The following is a 13437-nucleotide window of genomic DNA, read 5'->3' on the forward strand; positions in this document are numbered from 1 at the left end:
AAAAATCGCGCGTTATGGCTTTTGAATTAACGAAAGAACTTACTGACGAAATTAAAGACCTCATTACCAGTAAAAATGAGTCGCGATTAAGAAATACATACAATGATTTCCATTTTGCAGATTTAGCAGAAATCCTAGAAGCCTTAAACATTGATGAAGCCACTTATTTAATCAAGGTTTTAGATACCGAAAAAACTTCGGAGGCCTTAATGGAAGTAGAAGAGGATTTTAGAGAAGATATTTTAAAAAAATTATCTGCTAAGGAAATCGCTGAAGAACTGGATGAGTTGGATACGGATGATGCCGCCGATATAATTAACGAACTCCCCGTTGATCGAATTGAAAATGTAATTGCTGAAATTGAAGATGAGGATCATGCCGAAAATATTGTAGACCTACTTCGATATGAAGATGATACTGCTGGGGGGCTTATGGCCAAAGAGCTTGTTAAAGTAAATGAAAACTGGTCGGTCACACAATGTTTAAATGAAATTCGCTTACAAGCAGAAAATGTGACTCGTGTGCATTCCATTTATGTGGTTGACAATTCGGATAAACTTAAAGGGCGTCTCTCATTAAAAGATTTAATGGTTGCCCCGGCAAATTTTAACATATCGCAAGTATATATTCCTAAAGTAGACTTTGTTTCGGTTACCACCGAAGATGAAGAAGTTGCTCGAATAATGCAAAAATATGATTTAGAAGCCATTCCTGTTATTGACGAAATAGGAAGACTTATTGGACGTATTACCATTGATGACATTGTTGATTTTATTAAAGATGAAGCAGAAAAAGATTACCAATTAGCTGCGGGTATTTCAAGTGATGTAGAAGCTGATGATAATATTTTTGATCTTACCAAAGCCCGTTTACCATGGTTAGTATTAGGCTTATTTGGTGGTTTGGGAAGTGTTTATATAATGAAAGGCTTTGAAAATGCCTTAGAAAATTTCCCAATACTCTTCTTTTTTACGCCACTAATTGCTGCAATGGCAGGAAATGTAGGTGTACAATCAAGTGCCATCATTGTACAAGGTTTAGCTAATGACAATGTAAAAGGAAGCTTATGGGATCGATTAATAAAAGAGGTGAGTTTAAGCCTTATTAACGGTATAGCCCTAGGTCTATTAGTTATTTTATTTGGTTTTATTGTTGGGCAAGAATCTTTGGTTAGTTTCACTATAGCCATATCTATGCTCTCTGTTATTATAATCGCCTCATTGATAGGCACATTTGTCCCCATTATTTTAGACAAAAAGGGCATCGATCCTGCCATTGCTACCGGACCTTTTATTACCACAAGCAATGATATTTTTGGAATATTCTTATTCTTTTATATTTCTAAAGTTATTTTAGGCTTTTAAGCCCTAAACTCATATTTACAGATAAAATTCCTGTCTCTTTTTCTGCTTTACGCTACAACTAGCTCACAAAATTTAAACTTCACATACTTTTTTGTGTTTACCCCTTGTAGGTATACCTCTATTTGTCTTTAAAAGACTACATATTGTGCTTTTATTAACATTCACATAACTTTTTGGAAAAATATTTTTAACATTTCTTATGGCATTCCCCAATCACTATCAGTCAATAACTTACAATTTGTAAGACTTAAAAAGAACTACTTCACAGATATAAAATCCTTAAAATACTCCTTCAAAAAATAACTATAACGTTAGCTTAACTATATTTTATTGACCAATCCTTAATAAACAACAAAAAAAATGCTAAAACATTTTCTTTTAAAATCAATTAAAATTAAGCTATGAAAAAATTAGGACTACTCTCTTTATTTACTTTTTTAACAATAACCACCAATGCGCAACGTGATTGGGATAATGTTCCAATTCCACCCGATCCAGGACCAGGTAGAACATGGGTATTACAGGAAGCTCCTTCCGATGATTTTAATTATACATTTAATGGTTCTTCAAATCGAGTAAATTTTGGCCCATCTGGTCAACCTGCCAAATGGTACAATCAATACCACGATCAACCTAACGGTAGACCAAATGTTTTCCCTGGACCTGGCCCAACTATATGGACCAGAGATCATATTTCCGTTGGAGGCGGAACATTAAATATTATCGCTTCACGTGTGCCGGGAGAGTCTAAAATAGATCTTAATGGAGTTCAAACCTATAATTTTTCATCACGTAGTGGTTGTATGACCAACTTAAATAGAGTGATTTATCCGGTATATGTAGAAGCCCGAGTGCAAATAATGAATTCCATGCTAGCATCTGATGTTTGGCTTTTAAGTCCTGATGATACTGAAGAAATTGATATTATTGAAGCCTATGGGGGTGCTGGTGATGATGGTCGTAATCAATTTTTTGCTGAGCGTATACACCTAAGTCACCATGTATTTATACGCCAACCTTTTAGGGATTACCAACCTAGAGACATTAATAGTTTTTGGAGAAGACGTGCCGTAAACCAATGGGGAGGAAGAACAGTAAATATAGGAGTATACTGGGTTTCGCCAACTAGACTTGAATATTATATTGATGGTCAATTACAACGTATTGTAGATAATAATGCGGTAACATCTCGATTAATTGACGAACAATTTCAGGCTACATATCCAGCCGGAGTAACAAGTACAGGAAGAACTGGTGAATTATTCTTTGACCCTAACTTACCTGGTTTTCAACAAATGAATGTAGCATCTAGTTTAGAAGAGGCACAACAGTTATCTAACATTAGTGTTATTGATCCTTTTAATCATTTACAAAATGGTCGTCGTTTCTCAAAAGAAATGGATATTATTATTAATGTGGAAGATCAAAGTTTTCAAGCAGATGCTGGTCGCTCACCAAGTGACGCAGAAATAAACAGACCGGAGGATAATGTGATGAGAGTAGACTGGATACGTGTATACAAACCAGTAGCAGTTAATGGACCACAAAATGCACCTGTAAATACCGATAGAGAGCGTTCTTTGGTATTTACAAATAGAAATTTATTTGCTCCAAGTGGTGCAATAGACCCCGAATTTGAAGCTGGAGAAGAAGTAAGCTTAAGTTTTGATTATGCTACTGGTAGTGAAAATGGTAACGAAGAGGCTATTAATTACATTGCTGTTTTAGTTAGAGAAATAGACGAAAATGGGGATGAAGTTGCATCAAGTCCTTTTACTGCAGTTATTGATGTAGATAGAACACCCGATTTAGCTAATCAAGGTATTGCTAATTTTGCATACACTATACCAAGTACTTTTGATGAAGCAGGGAATAATCCAATTCCATCTTCGGATGAACTTGAGGATGGCCATCAGCTATTATTAGTCTTATTTATGTCGGTAGATAATGATGCCGCCTTTGCCGATGCTACTACTACAATTACTTATAGTAATGATATTAACACTAATATTCCAATTATTAGTCCAGCCCCTGTAATAATTGACACAAATCCTGATGTATCATTTTCTAACCCAAGCAACAACGCTAATTTTAGTGTAGGTGACAACCTAGGTGTTACTGTAAATGCAAGTGATTCCGATGGAAACATTGCCAATGTTCGTTTATTTTTTGATGGTAATTTAGTTCGCCAAGAAAACATCTCGCCATATAATTGGGGGACTGACAACTCAAATAATGCTGATAATAGCATTAGAAGTTTAAGTGCCGGAAGTCATATCCTTGAAGCTATAGCTACTGATAACAATGGAAATAGCATTACAGAATCTATTACAATTAACGTAATTACTCCTACACCAATACCTAATCCAACTCCTGCACCTGTACCAGCGCCTGTTTCAAACCCAGGAGGCGCTACTGTCAGAACTAATATTGCCTTAAACAAAATAGCAACACAATCAAGTACGCTTTTTGATTTAAATGCTAGTTTTGCTGTTGATGGAGATCGAAACAATTTTAACCATACGGATGAAGATGCAAATGCATGGTTGGAAATTGATTTAGGAGATCGCTTCAATATCAATCAAGTTACTATATGGAATAGATTAGATTGTTGTGCAGATCGTTTACGTGAATATCAATTATTCATTTCCGATCAAGCTTTTTCTTCAACGGATATAGTTACTACTGCAAATCAACCTGGTGTTGGTGTTTTTTTCCAAAGTGATATGGCTCTAAGGCCTACTAGTGTTGGTCTTAATAGAATTGGAAGATACGTTAGAGTGCAACTAATTGGCACAGGAATATTACATATTGCAGAAATTGAAGTCTTTGGAAGCCCTGTCACTTCGGGTGCTAAAAAATTAACTCCTAACATTGTTGATGATTCCAACAAAGGTTTAATTATTTATCCTAATCCAGTTTCTAGAGGCAATGCTATTAGTATTGAAAACACCCGCATTGGAAATACGTTTTCTATAATTGACTTTTCTGGAAAATTAATAAAAGTGATTAAATCTACAGAAGGTCAAACTTTAGTAGATACCACCAACTTAGCAACGGGTATTTACTTTATTCAATTAGATAGACATGTATTCAAATTAGTTATTAATTAATATACTGTCCATCCCACCTTAATAAAACCAAAACCCCAGATTCTTCTTTTTTAGAAATAATCTGGGGTTTTTCTATTTTTTTCTTATCTAATTAAACTAAAATGACCCGTTTCCTGCTGACCATCTTTTAATGTAGCAACGAACCAATAATCATCCGCTGGCATATGGAGATCATTGTAAGTTCCATTCCAACGATCAGTTGGTTTTATACTCACTAACAATTTCCCATACCTATCATATATCTCAATATATTCGATTAGCGCTATGGTCTTAGTACTTACTTCCCAATAATCATGTTGTGTATCACCATTAGGTGTAAAAAATAATGGATAGCCTCTATCTTTTGGTGGATTTACTCTTACAATAAGACTTGAATTACTACTCGCAGGACAATCGCCTCCAGTTTCCATTATTTCATAAACCACTTCCTGTACCTGATCTGTTGTATTTACTAATACATCAGAAATAATTCGAGATTGAGAATTAAATGTATTTTCCCCTTCAATAAAAGCCACTTCACTACTTGCTTGCCATGAAAAAGAATTTTCTAATACTCCCATGTTAAAAATCAAATCATAATCGACCGATTTACCACTCTCAATAGTAATCGTATCAAACTGAGGCACTTTTTCTGGCGCTACCGATATCGTAAACGAAACTCTTTCACTTTCACAATCAGAAGCATCTTTTTGAGAAACATAGTAAGTAGTATCCGAAGCAACACCCGTATTAATTATTGGTTTTGTAATTTTTGAAGCTGTTGTTGCATCTCCATACCAAACTAAGGTTTCAGTTACCGAAATAAAGGTTTCGATTGCCAAAGGAACATCACCAAAACAAAATGAAGCATTATTCACCAAAGGTGGCAAAACCATTGTACAAGGTACAGGGCCATCATTATCTTCTATAGTCCCAATAGCGGTTTGCTCAATTGGATTGGGCATCCCATCAACATTTACAATTCTCAATTCTAAGGTTTCTGTGTTTTCTTCAATAAGATCATCTATAGTTTCCAAAATAAAAACAGTATCATTTGATCCAGCTAGTATAAGAGCCGACAAAGTAACCTTACTATAATCTTCAGGAAATACTGTGGTTACATCTCTAACTTCAAATGTAACTTCTATATCCTTTGTGGCTACTTCTGTTAATGTAATAGGAAAAATTAAATTCCCCCCTTCAACAACAGTAGCTCCACTATTAATAATAGCCGTTAAAACAGTAGCAGTTGGCAATACAGTCACCTCTAATGTAGAAGGCTCAGGAGCACAACCTGCCGAAGGATTCGCAGTTATTGTATAAGTGACTACCTGTGGTACTGTCGAATTATTAGTTAATCCATCTGCAACTACATCCGAATTTAAATTCACAACAGTTTCACCAGTCACATTATCATTACTTGTTGCTACTATACTAATACTTCCTGCTTCTAGTCCCATTTCGGCAACAATATCATAATTCACTGTAGCTCCATTAATAATGGTCTTAGTTTTAAATTGTCCAACATCACCTTCTTTAATACGGATGCCAACTTGTACACGATCACTTTCGCAATTTGCTGGTGTTATTTGAGCAACATAATAAAAAACAGTAGTCGCAACTGATGTATCTATAATTGGTTTACTAATCGGTGTAGTACTTAATGCGTCTGCATACCATACTATAGTTTCTGTAGCAGTAACATAAGTTTCTATATCCGTAATAGGTTCCCCAACACAAAGTTCAATAGTTGCTACAACTGGTTTATCAATAACAGGGCAAGCCATATCATTGTCCTCTATTTCACCATTAGCCGTGGATACAATTGAGTTGGGCATCGCATTTACATTTACAATAGCGACTTCCAATGTTTCGAGTAATTCTACCTCTGTATCGTCAATTGTCGGAATCACAAAAATGGCTTCATCACTACCTGCTAAAACTGTTATACTTGTGTTTGTTATGTTATAATCAGCCGGCAATGTTGAAATGTCAGATACTGCAATAGTGACCTCAACATCTGTAGCCGCAATTTCAGTCAATTTAACTACAAACTCCAAATCCTCACCTTCGGTTACGGAATCACCAGTAATAAATGCTGATAATGTAGTGACTGGCGGTAATACCGTAACTACCAGTTCCGATGGCTCAGGCGCGCAACCAGTTGTAGGCACCGATGTAATAGTATAAGTAATCGTTTCGCTTAGGCTAGAAGTATTCACTAATACATCAGTTATCACATCGGATGTTACTGATGCTATAGATTCTCCCATTACATTCGTATTATCAATAGTTTCCCAACTAATGCTCCCAGGCTCTAATCCCATTTCTGTCTCAATATCGAAATCTACAGCAACGCCACTTTGAATCGTTTTTGTTGCTGATTGAGAAGCCGCTCCAGTTTTCACTTCAACTACTACCTCAACACGATCACTTTCGCAATCATCAGCTGTTTTTTGCGCCACATAATATGTTGTATTAGAAGCTACAGCTGTGTCAATTATCGGTTTGCTTATGGCCGAAGTACTCACCTTATCCACATACCAAACTATAGTTTCTGTTGCAGTAATATAAGTATCAATATCATTTGCTATTTCTCCCACACAAAATACAGGTACATTTTGTGTAGGTTCGTCAACATCTACTAAAGCACAAAGGTCTGCTCCACTACAATCTAAAATAGCTTGTGCACTCACAAAATCCTTAGGTAAGCCTAAAGCATTTGTATACGCTAGATTAATAATTTTGGAGGTTGCTGAAGGGCATGAAGCTATTTCTCCTTTCCACGAATAGGTAACCTCAGTATCTGCTAATACAGGTCCTGATATAATAGGATAAGTAACCACCCCAGCAGTATTTACCCCTGAATCTGCTGCCGAAACAAAATTAATTTCTGCTGGAATTGGGTCCGTGATTTGTAAATCAAATGCAGAATCTAAACTAGATTTATAGGCTATCAATTGATGTATTCCGGAATTATCTGAAGCACTATTAGGGTATCCATTTATTACTCCCGCATAACCCGCTCTTATTGGTAAGCCTGTTACTGTCCAAGTAGGGGTTGGAGTAGTCGTATTCCCCATCCATACTTGTAATTGATCATCTACTAATTGTAGTTTAATTTTTGCTGGATTTCCTGAAGGTGTTATTCCTGTTGCTTTTATTGGTCTAGTTCCGTCAAACACTTCTGTCTCTATATTACCACCACCAAAATTAGGTTTAAAAACAATATAAATTCCATTATCAATAGCGCCTCCAGTATGCCGCAAAGCAAATCCATAAGCTTGACTATCTGCAAAATTAACTTCGGCCTCAATGGTCCCATTTGTTCCATGGGAAAAATCATGCGTAGAAACCGCTACACTATTTGATACATTTGATACACCCACATTAGGTGTCACTGTCATAGCAGGTCCACTTTGGGTAGTCCATGACCTAGTGAAATCTGCCTCAAAAGGAGAACCGTCAGTATTTTTATAACTCAATGTATAAGTTACCTGATCACCAACCACAGCCGACTTTGGTAAAACCGTTTTTGTCATTGACGAAGGCGGCGGAGGTAAAATTACTGGAGTACATGTAATAGTTACTTCGGCAGTATCAATTACTGGCGACTCATTTTTAGCTTCAATAGAAGCAGTATTAATTTGAATTTCATCAGCTCTAGGGCAAGTTCCCGATGAAAAGTTTGCCGTTGCTAAATAACTAAACGCCCCTTTTTCTTTTACTTGCATCGCACTTTTTTTCCAAGTAATTGTACGCGTAGCTTTATCGTAAGTGGCCTTCTCCCCTAAAATTTCAACCGTATCTCCTAAATTTTTTCCTGTAGCATCCACAAAACCTACAAATGTAAAACCGACAGGTAACACATCTGTTAATACCACATCTTCAACTTCTCTTCCAGGCACTGGACTATTTCCAAAAATTCTACGCCAAGTAAATCCATCCCATTCTTCAACCAAAACATTATCAATAGTAATAGTAGGTTTTTCACAAGCCTCATTATGATATTCAGTTACGGGTACATCTGGGTTATCTGGATCTGTCCAGTTATTTGTTACGGGATAATACAAGCCGTCATCGCCATCACTCACTGCTGGATTCCATGACCAATCATCATCCCATTGTACATTACCCCAAGCACTCGTATGCATTTGCCATTTCGCCCTTAACGGATTGGCCCCTCCTTGATGTACTCGTCCGCCTGTTAAACCAAAATAGCGCGAAATATGTGGTGTTATAGTGGCCAATTGCTCCGAAAATTTAACAATCACACGTTGATTCCATGCACCTTTAGCATCTGATCCAGGAATAATTTTTTCACTAGTGATACTTACTTTAGATCGATCTCCTCCTTCATAAATTTGAGCATCCAAGGCCCATCCCGTCCCAGTACACCCTGGAGTTCCTGCGACACAATCCACAGCATTATCATTTAAAAATAATGAAATCCTATAATTACCATAATCAATATAGGGCTCTGCTGCTCCGTGATATAATCTAATTTTAACATCACGTTGATTGGTAGTCCCACCATGACCACTATGCGCATAAGCAGGAATCACATCTTGTCTCCCACCATTTAAAAAACCACCCGATGATGCATTTTCAAAATCTACGGTGTAAGTAACTTGATCTCCTGGATTTACTGTCGCATTATCCACTGTTTTTTCAATTTCCAATGCTTTTTCTGCCACATCAAAACAATTACGTTGCATTACAGCAGTTTCCTCATTCGGAAATTCATTAGAAGTCCATCCTTTTCCGTTTGAAGTTTCTATATCAAATTCAGTACAAATTCGTCCCGTAGTTCCTTTGTCTATTTTTAAAATCATTTTCACCTCTCCAGTAGTAGGTGAAATTCCAGTTGCTGTTTTAAAACCTGGTACTGTTCCAATATCCCAAGTTACAGTTCCTCCTGCGTTCACACCTCCATTGGTTGCCGACACAAAACTCATCCCTTTTGGAATAAGTGTACTAATCTTAACATCTTTTCCATCGACCGAAGCATAATTTCGGTAAGCCACGGTAAATTCAACTTCATCGCCTGTAAAAGCAAAAGTTTTATCTACACTATGATATACTTTTAGATTAGACTCTAATATAGTTTCTGCCGGAGAATGATGATTCCCCGAAAGCGTTAACATCCCTAATAACCTAAAAAATCCATGAAAATACCCCGGAATACTTGTTAAATAACCATCTCCAGCAGTAGTTGTATCCCATTCAATAACACATTGACGGTATAATTTACCCATTAAATCATAATCTTCTGCTGCAATTGCTGCAGGAGATCCTGTACCCGCTAACCAATTTAATGGAAAAGCTCCTATTATTTTCCCTGAATTAGGATCATATTGTTGTCTTAATTGAGAAACTCCATTGTATGATAAACTTGGACCACCTGTTGCTACCCAGCAATCATTTGACCAAGGTGCTTGACCAGGGTTCTTCATGAAAGTAGCTAATCTTTTTCCTATATTTTTTTCAAACGAATTACCTCCTGCCTCAACTTCATGTATCGAAGGATTCCAACTAGTTTTAGGATCACCATGCCATACATAATTCAATATCGTTCTCCATGGATTTCTAAAATCTTCACCTTCAGAAAAACTACTATATATTGGGTTATTTGCTGCGTCTAAATCAACCCAGCCCGCCAACGGAAGTGTTGCTGGATTATCTAACATTTTACCCATTAACCAATCTGATGATGCTTCTGCTCTTTTAAACTGATCTATATTCCACCCTTGATCGCGAGTATCTCCATTATCTTCTAAAAATTTTTGAAAAGCATGAAAATATGCAGGTGCATTATAATCAATATGATGAGGTGTGTTTGGCCCATATTGTGGTTTAGGGTTTATCAAAGTAGCTGACCATTTTGATAACTCCAGCCATGTATTCCCCCCTTTTTGATAACCATCAAAACCAATGATACCTGATGTAAAATCTTCATTTCCTTTTACGTTTCCTTCAAAACGTTCTACCAAACCTCTAATTACTTTTAATGCTTCTTCTTTGTAATTAATTACATTCCCGCAACCATCTTTATGCCCTGAATCTCCTCCCCACTGTTTATAGGCAACAAGTAACGCTAAGGCAATATCAACATCCCCATCCGCAGCACTATCAGATCCTGGTAAACCTTTCTCAGATATTGATAAATCTCCCCATTGATAATTTTTATCTGGCACAACACAATCTTTATATCTAGGCTGCTTTATCATTTTTAAATCATGCACCCTAAACCAAAGTCCATCAAAAGTAGTTTTATCAGCCATTTCCGCAGCCCCTAACATGGCATAACCATCTCCTTCAGTACAATCATGTGGACATCCTAAATTACCTATAATATATTTCACCCCTGCATGGCTCTCTCCCGTATATTTAAATCTGTTTGCCATTATTTGCCAAGCATCTTTGGTAGCCTGTTCCATTTCGGCATGTGTAATTCCCGGAGCATTATTTGTAGCTAAATTTCCTAATTTATGATTCGCCGATTCATAAGCTAAAAACTGCGGAAAAGGAAACGCTGGATTTCCGGAGTTAATATCAACAAAAACTTCGGGACTTGTAGGAGGTTGCGAAAAACTTACAAGTGCCAGAAAAAACACAAAAAAACAAGTGTATAATTTATTCATTCTCAAGAAGTGTATAGTGGTTTAGTTCCCTTGTGTAACGCCACTTTAGCTCAAAAATTACCTGTTAAAAATCACTTAAAATATATACCTAAACCCCAACTTCCTTTTAACTTAAAAAAGTAACCTTATAACACCTTATTATTTTTTTGTTTAAATAAAAAATAAAGAAAAAAACTACAAAAAAATCAGGTTCTTCAATTTTAAAAAAAGCTTCCCTCCAATATAGAATTACGCTACTTTGGCTATATTTGTGCTTCTAAAAAAACATACTTATGTCATTTAATGATTTATTCGATAGCGGAAAGCATAAAAAAAACTTAGGTCACTTTGCTTCTATAGTGACTCTAGCTGCCGCTGATGGTGCTGTAAACGAAAATGAACTTAGTTTACTTAAGCGTTTTGCACGTAAACTTGATGTTGACGACAGTGAATTTGAAGAAATTTTAAAAACGCCAAAACGCTACCCTATTAATCCTCCAAATAACTCTGGAGAACGCTTAGAGCGTTTATATGATTTATTTAAAATTATATATGCCGATAATAGCATGGATGAAATTGAAAGTAAACTAATAAAAAAATATGCTATTGGTTTAGGTTTTTCTGCCGAAAGCACCGAAAGCTTAATTAAAAAATCTATTGAACTATTTAGTGGTAAAATTAAATTTGATGATTATAATACTATTATAAATTCATTATAATTTTTTTAGTAACATCACTTACAAAACGACAAACCCCAATGAATATCATCGGGGTTTGTCGTTTTGTATTCTAATTATTAATTTAATAAACCTATGAATACTGTTTCCCTTTCCTTTTAAAAAGCTTGGTGATTTTACCTACTAACAACTCTTCCGAAAAAGGTTTTGCTAAAAATGAATCAATACCATTTATAGCACATAAATTTTCGATATTTAGTGTTTTAATTGCGGATATTCCTAAAATAGGCACGTCTTTTATAAACTCGTCCGCATAGTCTTTTCTGATTTTTAGTGCCAAATCAAAACCGGACATTCCCGACAATTTTATATCTAGAATAAGTAAATCATAAGTCCTGTTTTCTATTGCTTTTATTGCTTCTTCAGCAGATGAAACTACATCCACAAAAAAACAGCCTTGGTTTAATAGCAAACGGGTAATTAAATATTGCGTACTTCTTTTATTTTCTACTACAAGTACTCTAAATCGTCCTGACTTAGGCGCTTTTAGTTTAGCCACCTTTGCTACCTCTTCTTCTTGATTGCCTGTATCATGCCTTAAACTAATATCCAATGTAAACTTTGTTCCCTTTCCGGGTTCACTTTCCACTTCAACAGAGCCATTCATTAGGTGCACTAAATTTTTGACCACATGGAGACCTAAACCAGATCCTTCCCCTTTATCATTATGCTGAACAAAAGCTTCAAAAATAGAGACCTGATTTTCTTTTTCAATTCCAATACCAGAATCTTCAATCTCAAATTGTACAATCTGCTTTTTGTATTTCCCTCCTTTTTTAGAAACTTTAAATTGAACAAAGCCTTTTTCTGTATACTTAAATGCGTTGTTCAGTAAATTATTTACAATTTGATATATCCTTGTTTTATCTCCATACATTTGAGCATTAAGTTTGGAATCAATACTCACCTTAAACTCAAGTGCATTTTCTGCCGCTATATGTTTATACGAATCTACTATGGATTCTATCAACTCTATTAAATCAAAAGGTTCTTCCAGTAATTTAAATGTTCCTGTTTCAATTTTAGAAAGATCGAGCATATCACCAAAAATACGTTCTAAATGTTCACTTTCTCTTAATATAATTTGAACTAGTTCCTCTTGCTCGTAACTTAAATCTGTTTTTTTAAGCAAATCCAAAAATCCTTTTATGGATGTAATAGGCGTACTTACCTCATGATTTATGTTTGCTATAAAATCATTTTTAAATGATTCTTTTTCTAAAAGTAATTTGTTAGAAAATGCTAATTCCTGACTCCTTATTATTGACTCATTCCGCTCTTGAGAAATTTTATTCAACTCTTTATAAGTAAGCGTATAATCAAATATGACTATGTGTATTTCGGCTAAATCAATGGTAATATTAACGTCACAGATTCTATCATCAGACACCTGATCCATTGCTAAATGCACACACGGAAAACTAAATTCATTATCCGTGGGTGTATACGTTTGTAATAAACCTTTAATTACTTCAAAAAAAGGATGCAATTCATAAATTACGTCCCCTTCATTAATAGTATTAAATAAGTTTGCATCCGTAAAGGATACAATCCCTTTATGATTAATTGTAATTAACTGGACTTTATCATTAAATTTTTTCTTATTCAAATCACTCATAAA

Annotated in this window: 5 protein-coding genes; 3 read left to right on the forward strand and 2 right to left on the reverse strand. The window is 35.5% G+C overall.

What is annotated here, in order from left to right; all coding sequences use genetic code 11:
* Window positions 1-14 precede the first annotated feature (14 nt).
* Together mgtE and KQA_RS0208420 are read left to right on the forward strand one after the other, a co-directional pair.
* Complete coding sequence (mgtE, locus tag KQA_RS0208415; RefSeq protein WP_010180044.1) at window positions 15-1364, forward strand: magnesium transporter; 1350 nt, start codon at window positions 15-17, stop codon at window positions 1362-1364.
* A gap of 401 nt (window positions 1365-1765) precedes the next feature.
* Window positions 1766-4477, forward strand: coding sequence for a galactose-binding domain-containing protein (locus KQA_RS0208420; RefSeq protein ID WP_010180046.1), 2712 nt, complete (start codon window positions 1766-1768; stop codon window positions 4475-4477).
* 83 nt (window positions 4478-4560) lie between these two features.
* On the opposite strand, the gene KQA_RS0208425 is transcribed toward KQA_RS0208420, so the two are convergent.
* Complete coding sequence (locus tag KQA_RS0208425) at window positions 4561-11100, reverse strand: glycosyl hydrolase family 8 (RefSeq protein WP_010180048.1); 6540 nt, start codon at window positions 11098-11100, stop codon at window positions 4561-4563.
* 272 nt (window positions 11101-11372) lie between these two features.
* Between KQA_RS0208425 and KQA_RS0208430 the strand changes: the two genes are divergently transcribed.
* Window positions 11373-11798, forward strand: coding sequence for a tellurite resistance TerB family protein (locus tag KQA_RS0208430; RefSeq protein WP_010180050.1), 426 nt, complete (start codon window positions 11373-11375; stop codon window positions 11796-11798).
* 91 nt (window positions 11799-11889) lie between these two features.
* Here the strand turns inward: KQA_RS0208430 and KQA_RS0208435 are convergent, their stop codons facing one another.
* A complete protein-coding gene (locus KQA_RS0208435; RefSeq protein ID WP_010180053.1) occupies window positions 11890-13434 on the reverse strand; it encodes an ATP-binding response regulator in 1545 nt (514 codons plus the stop codon).
* Between the last annotated feature and the right edge of the window lie 3 nt (window positions 13435-13437).

The organism is Aquimarina agarilytica ZC1, assembly GCF_000255455.1.
GTDB classification, from domain to species: Bacteria; Bacteroidota; Bacteroidia; order Flavobacteriales; family Flavobacteriaceae; genus Aquimarina; species Aquimarina agarilytica.

Excerpts from the sequence above, each read along its gene's own strand:
- KQA_RS0208420 (WP_010180046.1), top strand. The coding sequence starts at position 1,766 with ATGAAAAAATTAGGACTACTCTCTTTATTTACTTTTTTAACAATAACC.
- mgtE (WP_010180044.1), top strand. The coding sequence starts at position 15 with ATGGCTTTTGAATTAACGAAAGAACTTACTGACGAAATTAAAGACCTC.
- KQA_RS0208430 (WP_010180050.1), top strand. The coding sequence starts at position 11,373 with ATGTCATTTAATGATTTATTCGATAGCGGAAAGCATAAAAAAAACTTA.
- KQA_RS0208435 (WP_010180053.1), bottom strand. The coding sequence starts at position 13,434 with ATGAGTGATTTGAATAAGAAAAAATTTAATGATAAAGTCCAGTTAATT.
- KQA_RS0208425 (WP_010180048.1), bottom strand. The coding sequence starts at position 11,100 with ATGAATAAATTATACACTTGTTTTTTTGTGTTTTTTCTGGCACTTGTA.